Annotated in this window: 17 protein-coding genes; 9 read left to right on the top strand and 8 right to left on the bottom strand. The window is 43.3% G+C overall.

Features of this window, described 5'->3' with window-relative positions; all coding sequences use genetic code 11:
• Positions 1 to 38 precede the first annotated feature (38 nt).
• The 4 genes from C1A12_RS19280 (at position 39) to C1A12_RS19265 (ending at position 3,437) form a co-directional block, all read left to right on the top strand.
• Positions 39 to 1,535, top strand: a complete 1,497-nt coding sequence (locus tag C1A12_RS19280) for a BCCT family transporter (protein WP_101846652.1) — start codon at positions 39 to 41, stop codon at positions 1,533 to 1,535.
• Between the two features lie 123 nt (positions 1,536 to 1,658).
• The gene (locus C1A12_RS19275) at positions 1,659 to 2,474 is read left to right on the top strand and encodes a DUF368 domain-containing protein (RefSeq protein ID WP_101846651.1); all 816 of its coding nucleotides are present in this window, start codon (positions 1,659 to 1,661) and stop codon (positions 2,472 to 2,474) included.
• Between the two features lie 76 nt (positions 2,475 to 2,550).
• On the top strand, positions 2,551 to 2,868 hold the full coding sequence (locus C1A12_RS19270) for a thioredoxin family protein (protein ID WP_101846649.1): 318 nt from the start codon (positions 2,551 to 2,553) through the stop codon (positions 2,866 to 2,868).
• Between the two features lie 311 nt (positions 2,869 to 3,179).
• Positions 3,180 to 3,437, top strand: coding sequence for a DUF2164 domain-containing protein (locus C1A12_RS19265; RefSeq protein WP_101846647.1), 258 nt, complete (start codon positions 3,180 to 3,182; stop codon positions 3,435 to 3,437).
• Between the two features lie 475 nt (positions 3,438 to 3,912).
• On the opposite strand, the gene C1A12_RS19255 is transcribed toward C1A12_RS19265, so the two are convergent.
• The 7 genes from C1A12_RS19255 to C1A12_RS19225 form a co-directional block, all read right to left on the bottom strand.
• Complete coding sequence (locus C1A12_RS19255; protein ID WP_101846643.1) at positions 3,913 to 5,649, bottom strand: methyl-accepting chemotaxis protein; 1,737 nt, start codon at positions 5,647 to 5,649, stop codon at positions 3,913 to 3,915.
• Positions 5,646 to 6,593 carry a BMP family protein gene (locus tag C1A12_RS19250; RefSeq protein ID WP_101846641.1) on the bottom strand — a complete coding sequence of 316 codons (948 nt, stop codon included), beginning with the start codon at positions 6,591 to 6,593 and terminating at the stop codon, positions 5,646 to 5,648. Before C1A12_RS19250 ends, C1A12_RS19255 begins: the two co-directional genes overlap by 4 nt.
• 102 nt (positions 6,594 to 6,695) lie before the next feature.
• Positions 6,696 to 7,367 (bottom strand): VOC family protein, encoded by a 672-nt coding sequence (locus C1A12_RS19245; RefSeq protein ID WP_101846639.1) that lies wholly within the window; start codon positions 7,365 to 7,367, stop codon positions 6,696 to 6,698.
• Complete coding sequence (locus C1A12_RS19240; protein WP_101846638.1) at positions 7,354 to 8,373, bottom strand: LLM class flavin-dependent oxidoreductase; 1,020 nt, start codon at positions 8,371 to 8,373, stop codon at positions 7,354 to 7,356. Before C1A12_RS19240 ends, C1A12_RS19245 begins: the two co-directional genes overlap by 14 nt.
• Positions 8,374 to 8,465: 92 nt before the next feature.
• Complete coding sequence (locus tag C1A12_RS19235; protein WP_101846636.1) at positions 8,466 to 9,755, bottom strand: efflux RND transporter periplasmic adaptor subunit; 1,290 nt, start codon at positions 9,753 to 9,755, stop codon at positions 8,466 to 8,468.
• 14 nt (positions 9,756 to 9,769) lie between these two features.
• On the bottom strand, positions 9,770 to 10,444 hold the full coding sequence (locus C1A12_RS19230) for a hypothetical protein (RefSeq protein WP_101846634.1): 675 nt from the start codon (positions 10,442 to 10,444) through the stop codon (positions 9,770 to 9,772).
• 128 nt (positions 10,445 to 10,572) lie between these two features.
• Positions 10,573 to 11,022, bottom strand: coding sequence for a MarR family winged helix-turn-helix transcriptional regulator (locus tag C1A12_RS19225; protein ID WP_101846632.1), 450 nt, complete (start codon positions 11,020 to 11,022; stop codon positions 10,573 to 10,575).
• A 143-nt stretch (positions 11,023 to 11,165) separates the two neighbouring features.
• Between C1A12_RS19225 and C1A12_RS19220 the strand changes: the two genes are divergently transcribed.
• The 5 genes from C1A12_RS19220 (at position 11,166) to abc-f (ending at position 15,200) form a co-directional block, all read left to right on the top strand.
• Positions 11,166 to 12,107: a YegS/Rv2252/BmrU family lipid kinase gene (locus tag C1A12_RS19220; protein ID WP_101846630.1), complete on the top strand. Its 942-nt coding sequence runs from the start codon at positions 11,166 to 11,168 to the stop codon at positions 12,105 to 12,107.
• A 45-nt stretch (positions 12,108 to 12,152) separates the two neighbouring features.
• Positions 12,153 to 12,551, top strand: coding sequence for a cytochrome C oxidase subunit II (locus tag C1A12_RS19215; RefSeq protein ID WP_235001685.1), 399 nt, complete (start codon positions 12,153 to 12,155; stop codon positions 12,549 to 12,551).
• Between the two features lie 124 nt (positions 12,552 to 12,675).
• On the top strand, positions 12,676 to 13,140 hold the full coding sequence (locus C1A12_RS19210; RefSeq protein WP_101846628.1) for a MarR family winged helix-turn-helix transcriptional regulator: 465 nt from the start codon (positions 12,676 to 12,678) through the stop codon (positions 13,138 to 13,140).
• 58 nt (positions 13,141 to 13,198) lie between these two features.
• On the top strand, positions 13,199 to 13,306 hold the full coding sequence (locus C1A12_RS21580; protein ID WP_304441656.1) for an RAxF-45 family protein: 108 nt from the start codon (positions 13,199 to 13,201) through the stop codon (positions 13,304 to 13,306).
• 97 nt (positions 13,307 to 13,403) lie between these two features.
• Entirely contained in the window at positions 13,404 to 15,200 is a 1,797-nt protein-coding gene (abc-f, locus tag C1A12_RS19205) for a ribosomal protection-like ABC-F family protein (protein ID WP_101846627.1), read from the top strand.
• 34 nt (positions 15,201 to 15,234) lie between these two features.
• Here the strand turns inward: abc-f and C1A12_RS19200 are convergent, their stop codons facing one another.
• A complete protein-coding gene (locus C1A12_RS19200) occupies positions 15,235 to 16,329 on the bottom strand; it encodes an SDR family oxidoreductase (RefSeq protein WP_101846626.1) in 1,095 nt (364 codons plus the stop codon).
• Positions 16,330 to 16,525 lie beyond the last annotated feature (196 nt).

Below are 16,525 nucleotides of genomic sequence, written 5' to 3'. Positions count from 1 at the left end.
ATGCAGCAAACTATGAAGGGGATAGAAAGGGGTGGAACATGAATAAGCTCACTTCAGTATTTTGGGTAACTTTTATCATTGCTTTATTTTCAGTATTGTGGGGAGCAATCGCTCCAGCCAATTTAGAAAGCATCACAGGTACAATTCAACAGTATATTTCAGTGCACTTTGGATGGTATTATTTATTAATCGTGACAGGGTTCGTCGTTTTTTGTTTATACATGATTGTAAGTCCTTACGGTAAAATAAAATTGGGCAAAGAAACGGACAAACCCGATTATAATTATCCTACCTGGTTTGCTATGTTGTTTAGTGCAGGCATGGGGATTGGCCTTGTGTTCTGGGGGGCTGCCGAACCAATTTATTTCTTTGGAACCGATCCGCCTACAGAAGAAGCAGGTACCTCTGCAGCAATGGAAGAGGCTATGCAATTTGTTTATTTTCATTGGGGTGTTCATGCCTGGGGAATCTATGCTGTTGTGGCTCTCGTATTAGCTTATTTCAAGTTTAGAAGAGGAGCGCCAGCTTTAATCAGTGCAACGCTTGAGCCTCTGTTTGGAGCCAAAATGAAGGGCCCGCTGGGTAAAGCAGTTGATGTGGTTGCAGTGTTTGCCACGATTGTCGGCGTTGCAACGACCCTGGGATTTGGAGCTGCTCAAATAAATGGCGGTCTCACTTATTTAACAGGTATGGAAGAGTCCTTTACACTACAGCTGATTGTTATTCTGATCGTTACTGTATTGTTTATGATTTCGGCTTATACCGGCTTAAGTAAAGGAATAAAATATTTAAGCAATACGAATATGGTGTTAGCTTTAGCTCTTCTTGTTATAATGCTGATTATTGGACCTACTTTAATGATTATGAATGTGTTTACTGACACGATAGGGTCCTATTTGAGGAATATCCCTCAGATGAGTTTTCGTTTAGCACCTGAAAGTGCAGAAGAGAGAACGTGGATTAATGATTGGACCGTATTTTATTGGGCCTGGTGGATTGCCTGGTCACCGTTTGTTGGAATCTTTATCGCCCGTGTCTCGAAAGGCAGGACGATCCGGGAATTTCTGTCAGGGGTATTGCTCGTCCCTTCAATTGTCGGATTTCTTTGGTTTTCAACGTTCGGTTCGTCAGCCATCAAACTTCAACAGGAGAACACGGCTGATATTGCGGGGATGGCCACTGAACAGGCACTGTTTGGAATGTTTGACCAATATCCGCTTGGACTGCTCATGTCGATCATTGCAATGACATTAATCGGTACATTTTTTATTACTTCTGCAGACTCGGCTACGTTTGTTTTAGGAATGCAGACAACGAATGGATCGCTTACTCCACCGACGATGGTCAAATTTGTATGGGGGCTGGCGCAATCCTCGATGGCTGCAGTGCTCCTCTATACAGGTGGGTTGCAGGCCCTGCAGAATGCGCTCATCTCAGCTGCTTTTCCTTTTTCGTTTATTATGATCTTAATGGTAATCTCAATGTATAAAGCATTACGGGCAGATCGTGCTAATTTGGACAAGAGCGACATATAGTGGTAAAGATAAGGCTGTAGATACACTGTCTGCAGTCTTATTTTTAGAGTTAAGCTATGAATCTTGTAAAATTTTGATAAAATAAGAAAAGTGACGATTATGTTGAAAGGTGAGAACGTACTTATGTGGAAGTGGAAAAATATTTATCGTGGCCTGCTGATGGGGGCCAGCGACGTGGTCCCCGGAGTAAGCGGAGGAACGATTGCAGTTGTACTGGGGATTTACGATCAATTAATTGAAGCAATAAACGGTTTTTTCAGCCGCGAGTGGAAAAAGCATCTTCGTTTCCTGCTTCCACTTGGCATAGGAATAGGCACATCTATTCTTATGCTGGCAAAATTAATCGAGTGGCTTTTTGAACATTACCCGGCACCCACGCAATTCTTTTTCTTAGGGTTAATTATAGGGGTAATTCCTTATCTAACTCATAAAGCCGATGTGAAACATAACTTTACAGGAAAACACTACATCATCTTATTAATAGGCCTGCTGCTTGTAGCTTCAATGGCAATCTTTCAAACATCTGAAGGAGCACCCATGACGGACCTGTCATTAGCTTCTTACGTTGGTTTGTTCTTTTCCGGCTGGCTGGCCAGCAGTGCCATGATTCTTCCCGGAATCAGCGGCTCCTTTTTATTGCTGATCATTGGAATGTACAGTACGATTATTTCAGGTATCTCCAATTTAAGGTTTGATATTATTCTAGTAGTGGGCCTCGGTATTGTTATCGGTATCCTTGTTATGAGTAAAGTCGTAAAGTTCTTTCTTGAAAACTATACGTCTGGTACTTTTGCGCTGATTATTGGACTAGTCGTCGGGTCTATCTTTGTTATTTTTCCCGGCATTCCTGAAAACGGAGCTATGTGGACGGCGTGTATTGGTACCTTTGCAGGTGGCTTATCCGCTGCGTGGCTGCTGGGCCGCGTAGAATATAAGTGAGCCAATCATAAGACATGAGGCCGATCCTCCTATATGATAAAGGTAGAATTAAGTTAAAAAAGGAGAATGCAGTAAGATGGAATCTATTCATACTCAAGATGAATTTAATAAGGTCATTCAAAGCAGCAAGCCCGTGATGGTTAAATTTCAGGCAGACTGGTGTCCGGATTGCCGTCGTATGGAAATGTTTATCGGTGAAATCTTAGAAGAGTATAAGGACTATAACTGGTATGATGTCAATAGAGATGAAGTTCCTGCTGTAGCGGAGCAATATGAAGTAATGGGCATCCCAAGTATTCTTATCTTTCAAAATGGTGAGAAAATTGGACACCTTCACAGTGCCTATGCCAAAACACCTGAAGAAGTAGAAGAGTTCCTTCAAGGACATCTTTAGAACGTCAGCGACGAGGTTTGGACATAAGGTAAGCAATGACATCAAACGAACCATCATATAAACATCGATTATTCAAAATATATAAGTCTCCTGCGGAAACAGCGTGAGCTGAAGTTCCCTCAGGAAAAAAGAAGTGTTTTGATGGAGTAGTCGTAATAATTCTATCCGGGCCCATAAATAATCCGAACTGATTCAATAGAATCGTTCGGATTATTTTATGAATAGTAAAACAGCATCCCTTACTATCCGGGCTATGGAGCAGGGGCCTTAGGATAGATAGTGTGCTACGATAATGGCAGGGAGGAGATCTCATGATTAAAAATTTATCAAAAGAACAAAGAGAATATATGATTAACCAGATTCAGGAATACTTTGAACTTGAGCGCGATGAACAGATTGGCGAATTGGCTGCGGATCAGTTGCTTGAGTTTATGGTGAAAGAATTAGGTCCTTTTATGTATAACAAAGGTATTTATGAAGCAAGGCAAATGGTAGAGCAGAAGGTCATGAATCTCGATGAAGATTTATTATCGTTGGAACGTCCAGCAGGCAGGCCTCAACGGTATTAGTAAATATACGAATTCATAAAGAAAAGAGAGCAGTGATCTGCTCTCTCAGGCTGTCGAGAAAGTTCTCTACAGCTTTAATTTTTGGCATTACTTAAATTTTATCTTTCCGTACACTAAAGAACGTGATAGGCTGATTTATTGTCGCTCGCCCGGATAGGGAAAATATTTTCGCACATGTACTGATGACAGCTGCCTGCCAGAACATGAAGAAGATTGTCAATAAACTATCCAAGATGAGCCAGGTGAAGGAGAGTTTTTTTCTGTATGAAAAGAAATTCTAAGGAGCGGAGCCCCTTCCACTCCTGCGGAAGAACGAGTGAGCCGAGATCGCCGAGCATGGGTTTCGCGAGGAAGCTCGGGCGCTCGTCCGCGGAAAGGGAAGGGGTCTTCGCTCCTGGCGGCAAGAAAAAAACTTGCGGAAAAACAGGGGTTTCTCCACAAGCTGAGAGCAATGATCTGCTCTCTCTCGATGCCTTCAACTTGCGGCAGAGGGTGTATCTTTTTTGCCTTCGCGGCTGATACTGTTCACGTTTAAGAATTCTTCATCTGCAGTAAGCTGATCCCACTGAAAATGAGCGAGCTGCTCATTCAATTCAGCAATCATAGTTTCTAAATGACCGGCTTCATTTTTTAATTGATTAAAGGCATTCTGCTGTTCCTCGGTTGAAGCGGAAATCTCTTCCGTCCCTGCTGCTGTTTCTTCAGTAATAGCACTTACGTTTTCAACAGAAGAAGTGACTTGAGAACTTTGCTCTTTCGATTGCATCATACCTTCAACAAGTTCATTTAACTGGGTGTAAACGGTATCTACCTGCGTGTAAATCACTTTAAATGCGCCCTCGGAAGCATTAAGTGACTGATGTTGATGCTCAGTCAATGACATTGTTTCCTGCATTTCTTTCTCAATCGTCGATACACCGGACTTAATTTGCTGGACCATCGTCGTAATTTCACCAGTCGCTTTTGTAGATTGATCGGCAAGCTTTCTGACTTCCTCTGCTACAACTGCAAACCCTTTTCCGTGCTCACCGGCGCGCGCTGCTTCAATGGCTGCGTTTAAAGCCAGCAGGTTTGTTTGTTCTGCAATTTCATTGACAAGCTTTACTGTCTCTTCAATCTGGTCCGTGTAACGGATAAATTCATTGACTGAACCTTCTACTTTTGTGATCGACTGATTGTGTTTCTCCATGACCTGGCGCTGATCATTGATCGTATCCTGTCCTTCCTGGGCGTAGGAAAGAGCCTGTGTACTTTTCTCTGAAGCAGACTGACTTTCTTCTGTATTTTGTACAAAATCGCGATTCATTTGATCCATTAAAGATGCGATATCCTGGATATCATTGGAGATCGACTGACTTCCCTGTGCTAACTCATCGGTCGATGTTGCTACCTGTTGGGTTACTTCTGATAAGCCTGACATTTCTTTATTCAGCTTAGCACTAAATTCTTCGACATTGCCGCCAATGCGGTGAACGGATTGCAACGTGTTTGTTAAATTATCAACCATTGTTTGGAAAGCCTGTGTTAGCTGACCGATTTCATCTTTTTCCTTAACGGATGCCTCTATCCGCGTTGTTAAATCTCCGTCTGCTACTCGGGAGGCCTTGTGGGCGAGCTCTCTCATGGGTTTAGCAATCCGAGCTGTCAGACGGGATGTAGCTAAAATTGATATCGTAATAAGTACAGCTGCTGCTGCAATTGCGAAAATAATCAAATTACGAATTGAATCACTCTGTGCCGAAACTTTATCGTCATACCAGGCCTGAGCTTCCTGTTGCAGCATATAGGTATCATTTACAATACCAGCCGTTCGAGAAGCCTGGCGCTGCACTTCATTGTTGTCCTCATTCTCAAGAGCCTCTGTGGCTGTTTGACGCCAGTCTTGATACTTTGTCCGGGCTTGTTCGTACCATTGTTCTTGAGCTTTCGTCTGGAGCATGGGCGCCAGCTTTTCGAAGGCTTCTCCCGTAGTTTCAATCTGTGTCAAAGCTTCTTGCTGGGTGGCATTAGAGGGACTATAGCCATAGGTATCTAACGCCTGTTCGACAGTGATGAGTTGACTGTTCACTTCTTTTCCTTCTAAAAGAAAAGCCACATCTTCATTTGAGGAGCTTTCGAAGCTGATCATTTGAAAGACTATGTAAGATATCAGCAGTAAGCTTAATAACAGAGGGAGAAGGGTCATCGTATACAAACGTTTACCAATTGTCATTGTTTAACCTCCTCGTCAATCCGGTCTTGTTCCTCGTCGGATAAACTAATCAATCGAATCGGTGCAAGGCCGACGCCTTCTTCTTCAATCCCAAGCTCTTTTAAACCGCCTTCCAATTCTTCACCTTCAGCCAGTTGCTCCATTACGTCGTACAAAGCTACATTTACATTTTTAATCATCGAAGACACCACGGCCTCCTCGGCAACGAAGTATTGATCGCTGTCAGCTCCAAAGGCATAAATTCCTAGATTCTCTGCTTCTTTCATTACACCTACACCAGTGAACCCGGCTGCATGAAAAATATAGTCCGCATTCTTATCTTCCATGTCCTGGGCCAGCTCAGCTCCTATTCCATCGTCATCGAATGTTTCCGCGTACTCTACGAGGATCTCCGCATTTTCGTTTACGGACTGGACGCCGTCACGGAACCCATTTTCAAATCGCTCCACAACCTCAATCTGCTCTCCGCCGACAAATCCTACTACATCAGATTCCGTCTTCATTCCAGCAAGTAAACCAATTAAGTAACTGCCTTCATCTTCACGAAACGTAATTGAGGTCACATTATCAAATTCAGACACTGCATCGATTAACACGAAGTGCTGATCAGGGTATTCCTCCGCAAGCGCATCAATTGATTCCTGAGAATCATACCCTAGTCCCATAATGACATCATGATCCTGTTCAATTAGATCTTCCATATGGGCCTCGAAGTCTCCATCAAAGGGTTCGCGATAATCAAACGTAATATCCAGTTCATCCCTGGCTTGTTCCAGTCCTTGAAAGGCTGAATCGCTAAACGAGTCGTCCCCAAGCCCGCTTTCTGTAACAAGAAGGCCGGCACTGACTCCTTTCTCAGCGCTGGCTGTATGATCCTCGCTGCTGCTGCAGCCGGCAGCAGCTAAACATATAATAAGCAGACTCAACAACCGGTATCCATTCATAAACTCACTCCTATCGTAAGATGTCTGACCTCCTGTAATATCGGTTGTTTTTAATAAATTTTAATAGCATTCCATAAAAAAACGCCGACGTCAAAGTCAGCGTTAAATAGAGAAGGTTGTATAGTGAGCTTTAAGACTGGAGGGCCCCGCTTCTAATACCAATTGACCATTCTCCAGCGAATAGGCTGTCCGGTCTTTCGTAGGTTTCAGTTTATAAATCGTTTCGTAAAGCTTCTCGGTAGTTTTTATATCCTTAACTCTTAGAATTAGCTTTTGAAAGCGGGGAGTGTTAATCTCCTGAAAGCTGGATGGGAGATTTTTTCCCGACCATTCAATAAGAAAGGGAAGGAGAATATCAGGCTCATTAGCGGAGACGGGAAAGAGCATTCTCCATTTCAACATTGTCCCATCCGGCCGCTTGCGCTCTCCCGGAAAAGGTCCGTAATACGGGATATTATGCAGGTTAAAGTGGTTGATGTATTCATCCATATCAGAGGTGCGGAGTGCAAATTGAAAAGGTCCGAATTCACCTTGGTCAAACGTTTGTTTAAACTGCTGAATAAGCGGGTTGTCAGAGTTTTCCGCGGTTTTGGGATCCTTTAAACCGAGCCACTCAATGTAGTTATCATTCATGAAGTAGCACAATTCGTTGTACGTTCCCCATAAGCTGTGGTCGCCGCCCTCCACACCCTTAAGGCTGTTATCATACGTGAAATTAATCTGGTCTTTCCCAGGGTGTTTTGAAGCAATGACAAGATGATCAAAAGAAAGCATGTTCACTTCCCTCCTTTGTTAGCTGAAAAACTTCAGCAATTAATTGGTAAGATTTCAGTCGTTCTTCAAAAGGAGAGGTGATCGTGTTAATTATAACTTCATCAACGTTATAGAAGTCGGCCAGCCGTTCGATTTCTTCTTTTACTTTCTCCGGAGAACCGACCACCATCCGGTTTCGGTTCTCTTGAATTTGCTGCTCCTCATCAAGAGTATAGGTATAACCTAGTGCTTCAGCGGGAGATGGGAAGCTTCGCTGCAGCCCGCCTTGCTCTATTTTCAATATGGCCAAATCGAGACTTGAAGCAAGAAATTCGGCATGTTCATCAGTTTCTGCGCAAACGGCGAAGATAGATACGTTTCCCTGGGGCTCGGTCTGCTGAACGGATGGCTGAAAGTGATCGAAATAGCGGTGCATGGCACGCACACCGCCATACCCGTTTATAAAGTGAGCAAACGAATAGGAAACACCAAGCTCTGAAGCAACCCTGGCACTTGTTCCGCTTGAACCCAGCATCCAGATCGGCGGAGTGCTTTCTCCTTTAGGGGAAGCATGGATCCCCATACCGTTAGGATCTTCTCCGTAAAGATAAGAAAGCAGTTCACTGAGCTGAGAAGGGTAATTCTCAATTGAGGGCAGCTCTCCGCGATTTAAGGCAAGATTTACATTAGGAATACCACCTGGCGAGCGTCCGACACCTAAGTCAATTCTTCCAGGGTACAGCGTTTCAAGCACACGGAATATTTCCGCGATTTTATAAGGACTGTAGTGGGGGAGGAGGATTCCTCCAGTTCCAATGCGTATTCTTTTTGTCTGGCTTGCCAAATGGGTGGCCAGGATCTCAGGGGAGGAACCAGCCAGTCCTTTTGTGCTGTGATGTTCAGCGACCCAGAACCGGTGAAAACCGAGTTCATCGGTTTGTTTCGCAAGCTCCGTTGTCTGATGAAAGGCTTCCTCCGGTGTGGCTCCAGGAAGAATAGGAGATTGATCTAATACGCTTAATTTCATATAGCCTGCCCCTTTACTCTGCGATGTTTCTGCTAAAACTATTATACATCTTGTCATGAGACGAGCATTTTTGCAAAACCTTTTCCTTAAAGCTAACGATTAAAGACCCCGAGTAGGAAATTCTCTTTCATTACTGCCTTTGATCCTTGAAAAAGTTCATCTTCTTTAATGTGGCGAAGATCTATAGGGGTAACAAAAGGAGTAAGGTTACGAAACCGTTCGTTGTTTTCTTCAGCGAGCTTTACCTGGTTTTCCAAACCATCCACAATTTCTACGACTCCGTCTTCTTCCAGGCCTGTCTCTATTTCCTTTCTTTCAAGGGTGCCGCTGTCTGTCATTTCCCAGGCATATAAGTGTTCTTCTGTAATGAGGAGTTCGTCGAAGGCAGCAATCGTACCAGAAACTTCATCAGTAATGACATCTACGTCAGTATGATAGCCGGGGTGGATGTCTTCATGCTCCTCGGAAATTGTGATCTCAAATGGGTATTTGCTCGCTTTTTGAACAGCTGTTTCTTCAGAAAATGTGTCGAGCTCAGCTAACGTGCCCTGAAGGGTGACTTCCCCTTCATCTAAGTCTGTAACTGTAACTTCAGTGCGCATTTCTTCCTCCAGTAGTTTGCGGTCTTCTTCACTAACCTCACCTTCCACAATAAGCGAAGTAGAAGAAAGGGTGAGCAGCGGGGAGGACAGGTCTTCAGAGAGATCGCGGACAATACCGTTAAAGGAGCTTTGGACGGTAATGGTTTGTCCTGTTGTAGTCAGTTGATCCAGCTGGTCATTAACCATCGCTAATTCGGCTTCTTTTTGAGCAAGCTCTTTCTCTTTGTCGCTGAGTGCCTCTTCTTTAATAATTTCTGCTGCAGCGGTGGAGTCGTCATTTTCACTGTCTTCGTCACTATCCTCTTCTAATCCTTCCTCGTCCTCAGAAAACGGAGAATCAAAGCTTCCGAACGGATCATCTGTTTCTGCTTCTTCGATGGAATAACTTTCAAGATCGGTTATATATGTATTAATTGCTGTAATTTCTTCTTCAATTTTCGAAGCTTCAAGCTCGAGGTCGTTCACCTGGTTCTCGTAATTCAGCACTTCATAACTGTACAGCTCATCACCTTCGTTCACCTCATCCCCAACCTCTACAAAGAATTCCTGGAAAGCCCCGGTATTTTCATCAAAGTATACAGGAGCATCTTCTTCAGAGGCAAATACACCGCGGATACTTACGGATTCAACCAGATCTGAAGTAAAGGTGCCCGACCATTTATGTACAAAGGATTTACGTTCGACGAACTGATTTTTATCGAAGTAAAGTAACAGGCTATTGCAAATAATAAATAGTAATGCTCCGATAACAATCCCTTTTTTCTTTCGAGACAATTTCATAATTCAACCATCCTTTAGGAAAGTAGTAGCTGCACGATTGTTTCGTCAAAATAGACAAGCGCGGCTGTGCCGGCCCACAGGATAATATTCCATAAGGTCACGCCTGTAACCACCCACCACTTTCTTGAAGGAGAAAGAAAGGTGATTGATTTGATTTGAAACCACACAATGAAAAGCTGAAATAAAGAGATGGAGCCAAAGAAATAGACAATCCATTCCAGCTGCGTAAAGTATGAACTGATGATACCAAAAGACAAAGGTGAAACGTACCAGTCCAAACCGAAGTAAATCATAAACGGGATCCACGTCAGTCGTTCGAGCAGCATAACGGCCCAAACACTAAGCTGGATGACGATTGTTTTTTTAAAAGGTAAATCAAAGAGCAGCCAGAAAATAAAGGGGATGAAAAACAGGACACCGAGAAACAGAGTAAGCCCAACGGCCGCACGGCCAAAAAGAAACCATACTTTTTGGAACTCAAAATCGATCCGGCTGAGAGTGTTAATATCAGAGGAAAGAGGATCAGTACCGATTCCTGTCCATGTGACGGCAGCATATGTAAGGATCGTAAGAAAGAATAAGAGGAAAAAATTTTTCCAAAAATGACGCAGGCGCTCTGCCTTCCGCAGCAGCACAAGCTGATCAGAATGAGAGATTAGTAGTTTGATAAAGTGAATTGAGTACGACATTGCACGTCACCTTCCTATTACATCTATCCATAAGTGTAACTGAAAATTCTTAATCTTTCTATCGATTTTTATCAATAAATGGAAAACGCCGTTCCAATATGGAAACGGCGTGGAAAACTAAAAGAAAATTATTCACGGGCATCTTTCGTATCTTCAGTTAAATTGTTTTGAATTTTTTTCAACCAGGAAACGATAACACGCTCTTCTTCCTCGGAGAAACCTTCCGTAATTTCTTCCTCAATCTCCTTGATAATCGACCAGATGGTTTGGTCAAGTTCTTCACCTTTCTTCGTCAGTCGAATGACCTTGGTCCGTTTATCCTCAGAGCTTGAATCTTTAGTGATACAAGCATTCTTTAATAGAGTCTCTATAATTCCGTTCATAGAAGAGGCTTTGATGTAGAGCCGGTTTTGCAGGGCGGATTGGGTCTGCTCACCATGCTCAGCTAAGAAGTAAATGACTTTAGCCTGCGCACTCGTTAACCCGTATTCGCTCAGTTTCTCGTTATAAATATTTTTTAAGAAATGGGAAATCACATTAATGTTATAGCCTAGCAACGGTTCGATTTGTCGGTTCATGCTTTCGTCAGCCCCCTAAACACCAATAGTATATAAGTTTTTGCGTAAATGGTAAACCTCTGTGTACCGAAAGGGGGAACGTTTGATGCAGGGGAAAACAGGAAATTATAATAAGACGGATCAAGGGAAAAGGAGGAGAAATAGTGCCTCGTTATAATCGTGGATTATTCATCTATAATGGCAGTGCCGGTAACGGTGAGTTAGAACAGAACCTGACAGAGACGCTGCCTGTCATTACAAAGGAAATAAAAGAGCTGCAAGTGGTACAAACTGAGACTCTTGAGGAATTTAAAGAAACGTGCTGCAACTACGGGCCGGACGTCGATGTCCTCTTTATCTTAGGGGGCGATGGAACACTTCATGAATGCATTAATTGCTTAGCGGAGGAATCGAGTAGACCGGTCATCGGTGTTCTTCCAGGAGGTACATGCAATGACTTCAGCCGTGTACTCGGAACACCTCAGCCGCTGAAACAGGCTGCTGAAGCCGTGATCAAGGGTGAGGAAATAGAAATGGACATTGGACAGGCTGATGATCACTATTTTATGAACTTCTGGGGTATCGGGTTAATTACGGAAACCTCCAGCAATATTGATGAAGTACAGAAGGATCGTTTCGGAGTACTCAGTTATTTCATTAGTGCTTTTAAAACAATGAATCAGGCAGAAACCTTTCAGTTTGCCGTAGAAGTTGATGGAGAGAGACTGAGGGACGAGGCTGTCATGATTCTTGTGATGAACGGACGTTTTGTGGGGACGAGAGAGGTGCCCATGCCGGAGTCCCGTCCACAGGATGGTATGCTTGATCTTCTGATTATAAAAAATTCTAATTTAACCCTGTTTAGAGAGCTTCTAGCGATGAATAAACCGTGGTCAGAACCTGAAAACTTTCAGGAGCTGACGTATTTGCAAGGAAAAGACATTAAAATTGATGTTGAGCCTCAGCAGAAAGTAGATATGGATGGAGAGATTAAAAGCACGACTCCTTCAAATATTCAAGTACTTTCGAATCATTTTACATTTTTAACTCCTGATCCCGCGGCTGTTGAGAATATGGGCAGGTTTACTAATGGAAATGAACGGTAAAAGCGGACTATAGAGAACCACTCGAAAAACAAAGGAGGAGGCTCGATGTTGAAAAAGATACTTATGTCACTGATGCTTAGTCTCGTTTTTGTGCTGGCCGCCTGTGGGGGATCGGAAGAAGACACTGGTTCAGATGAAGGTTCAGAGGAAATGGAAGAAAACGGCGGGGAAGAGAGTGCTTCAGGCAATAACCTTGACATTTCAGCAACGAACTTTGAATTTGACCAGTCAGAATATACTGTAGAAGCCGGAGAAGAGGTTACGGTAAATTTAACGAATGAAGAAGGAACGCACGGGATAGCGATCGATGAGTTTGATGTTAATATGGAAGGAGAAGGTTCTACTACTTTTACTCCTGAAGAGCCGGGAGAGTATACGATTGAGTGCAGCGTACCGTGTGGTGAAGGGCATGAAGATATGCAGTCTACGTTAATTGTTGAATAGGATTCACTAAAAATCCGCTTTTAAAAGCGGATTTTTTATGAAGAAGTATTTAGTTTTGCTTTTGCCGGCTTACGTTCTCTGATATATTATACGTAACTAAGGGTAGGATGAGAGGAAGAGATCTATGGACGAACATGAATCTTACAAACGAAAGAAGCAGGATCCATCGCTGAAGTTATTTGTTGTACTGGCGAAAGCACAGCGATCCATTGCTGATTTGGTCAAAGAAGACATTCAACGGTACGGATTGAATCCGACTGAGTTCGGTGTGCTGGAACTGCTGTACCATGAAGGGGAGCAACCGCTTCAGAAAATTGGTGAAAAGATCCTATTAGCCAGCGGCAGTATTACGTACGTTGTGGACAAACTTGAGCAGAAAGGTTTTATCCAGCGTATACCATGTCCGAACGATCGCAGGATTACGTATGCTTCTATTAATGAGAAAGGGAAAGACTTGCTGCATGGCATTTTTCCCGACCATTGGAAACAAATTGAGAGAATCACTGCCGGTTTAACGGAAGTAGAGAAGAAGCAGGCCATTGAATTACTGAAAAAACTGGGAACATATGCGGATCAGCAAATAGACTAGACGAACATTTGATTTAAGGTATAATAGAATGTAACTAAGGACAAAAGGAGGGATGAAGATGCTGCCGAAGCACGTTATTGATCGCGAACTGCTTTATATCAATCGTGCGCTTTTTCATGATTTAACTGTACAAGGGGCAAGTGTGTCCAAAATGGCAGTTAAATAATGGAAATAGACAGCGTCTCATACCTGATAAATCACGATTCTAAAGTCAGAGGTCCCGAGACCTCTGGCTTTTTTTGTCTTTAGGAGGATTTTATAAAATGAATATCACATTAAAAGACGCCTATAAAATGGTAGGCGGTAAAATATTATTTGAGTCATTGAGCTTTGAATTAAAGGAAGAAGACAAGATTGGATTAGTCGGCCGCAACGGCAGCGGCAAATCCACACTCTTTCGATTGCTGACGAGAGAGGAAGAACTGGATGGAGGTGACCTTTTTATAAAAAAAGGGCTGACGATCGGTTGTTTAAAACAAATCCCTGATCATTTTGAAGGAACAGGCAGAGACTATTTACGTTCCGCTTTCGTTGAATTGACTCAAATAGCAGACAATCTGCAGCAGCTCGAACGTGAGATGCAGAACCCAGATCATATGGAAAAAGCTTTAACCCGTTATGGAGAACTGCAGCAGCTTTTTGCCGAACAGGGCGGCTATGAAATGGAATCATCCATTAACCAGATCGCCCATGGACTTAAAGTCTCTCTGCTGCTGGATCAGCCATTTCACCACTTAAGCGGAGGAGAAGTAACGAAACTTTCTTTAGCAAAAATTTTATTAGAGAAGCCGGACGTTCTGTTATTGGATGAACCGACGAACCATCTTGACTTAAACGCGATTGAGTGGCTGGAGAATTTCTTACACAAATATAAAGGGGCGGTGTGTATTATTTCTCATGACCGCGTCTTTCTTGATCGCGTGGTGACAGCGATTGTTGATTTGGAAGAAGGTGAAACAGTTCGATATCAGGGGAATTACACCTCCTTTGAAAAACAAAAAGAGGAGAAGCTTCTCGTCGAGTTCCATCAATATCAGGAACAGCAGAAGAAAATTAAAAAGATGAAAGAAGCTATCCGCCGCCTCCGTCAATGGGCAAACGAAGCGACTCCTCCGAATCCCAAACTGTTTAAGAAAGCTAAGAGCATGGAGCGTGCCCTCGAACGCATGGATAGGCTGAACAAACCTGTGATGGATGCGGCGAAAATGGGTCTTTCTTTAAGAGCAGCTCGTAGAAGCGGCAGCGACGTAATCGTGCTTGGACAAGTGATGAAACAGTACAACGGGCTTTCTATACTCAAGGGTGTTGATCTTCACTTGCGTTATCAGGAACGGCTTGCGATTGTAGGAGCGAATGGGAGCGGCAAGTCAACGCTGCTTAAGATTATTCTTGGTGTGGAAATTCCTGACGGGGGAAGGGCAAAGACAGGAGAATCAGTGAATGTGGGTTATCTGCCGCAGAATCCTCTCCACGCAGGTACTGAGCAGCTGCGTCTGATTGATTATTTCCGCGATCATATTACTGTGACCGAGGAACAGGCCAGACACATGCTGGCTGCGTTCATGTTTTATGGCTATGATGTGTTTCAGAAGATTTCTCGATTGAGCGGCGGGGAAAGAATGCGACTAAAACTTGCAGTATTTATGCATCAAGGCATCAACCTGCTCGTGTTGGATGAACCAACGAATCATCTGGACGTAGAGTCCCGGGAAGTACTGGAAGAAGCGCTGCAGCGGTTTACCGGAACTGTTATCTGTGTCTCTCACGACCGGCATTTCATGAATGCATGTTTTCCTGAAACAGCTTATTTGGTCGAGGGCCAGCTGCATCGCTGCATCGGTACTTATGAAGAAACAAATGGGCATTGGAAATCACTCTTGGAAACGAAAGCCGGCGGGGCTGAAGTGAAAGAGGGAAATAAAAAGGTTTATTCTTCTCAAAGCTATGAAGATCGAATTGTTTATTTGGAAGAATGTGCTGCAAACGAAAAGGATCCATGTGTTCGAGTTGAATTGAACGATCAAATTGAAAAACTATATGCTAAATGGATAAAAGAATAAAGAAATCAGCCTGTGTCGATGCAGGCTGATTTCTTTATAAAATGGCAAGATGTTTATGTGCGTCTTTACGTTGATGAGAATAATACTCTACTAAGGCGGGGAGATAGCTTTTTAAGTCCGGGCAGCTGATACGCGCGTCGTTTAAATCCGCCAGGGCTTGCTCCTGCTGGTATTCACTTGCACAGGTGAAATAAGCCAGGGCTTGCTTTTGAACTCCAGCCAATCGACGGATTGATTTTAGCGAAAGAGCTGATTCTGCAAAAGGCAGTGGAAGGTTGATGGCTGGTTCGCGTCCGAGATAATGCTTTGTAAATAAGTGATAAAGGTCGTGAGCAGTATAAGGATGAGGATCTGTCAGGTGATAAGTCTTATGAATACTAGGTTTGTTGTGGGCTAGATAGGCTGCAGCTTTGGTCACGTAATCCTGCGGGACAATATTTATATACACCTCTCCTCTTCCAAAAGCGGGGATCAGCGGCAGGTTCCTTAATAGATGTAAAAGGTTCAATATAAAATAAGGCCCGTCAAACTTCATCGTTTCCCCGGTCTGAGAATGCCCTGCCACAATACCAGGACGGATGATTGTAGAAGGGATTAAGGCTCTGGACTGCTGAACTAACCGTTCCGCCTCATACTTCGTGTATTCATAATGGTTTTTGAATCCTTCATGATGTTTTAACTCTTCTTCAAAAATTTTACCTGCACGTTTTCCTGATACAAAGGCACTGCTGAAATAGATAAAATGCTGCAGATTCCCGGAATGCTCAAGCCACTGAAGAACGTTACGGGTTCCATCTACATTAATTCTCCACGAGGGGAGGAAAGGAGCGGCCAAATCATAAAGAGCAGCCAAATGAAAGAAATGAGTCACTTCAGCTAGAAGAGAAGAAGACTGTGAAGACGATAATCCGAGGCAGCGTTTCGTGATATCCCCTTCAATAAGCTGCACATCCTCTTCAGCGAGATAACTTTCTTTTACTAGCCTGTCACGTTCAAAGTCTGCAGTTTTTTTGACAGATGGGTGGTAAAGAAGGTAAAGTCTCTCAATGGGTGCCTTTTGGTTTGAGATTTCTTTGATTAAATTTGTGGCCAGATAGCCTGGAAACCCGGTCAGCATATAAACAGCCATAACAACTCTCTCCTTTCTCTGTTACATAAGTAAGTTCGCTGCCCGTAAAAAATATCCTTCAGGCAATTTCGGGACTGTTTTACTTTAAAAGAAATGGAAGTTTAACATTAAACGGTAAAGAGGATTCAGGGGTTTAACTCAAAGGAAATTCGGAGTTGATTTATACGAAGGTACGATCGGAGATGTTATCGGATGA

Source organism: Halobacillus sp. Marseille-P3879, from assembly GCF_900240285.1.
Classification (GTDB): Bacteria; Bacillota; Bacilli; order Bacillales; family Halobacillaceae; genus Halobacillus_A.
Note: the sequence above shows the minus strand (reverse complement) of the source record. Positions and strands in the feature narration are given on the sequence as shown.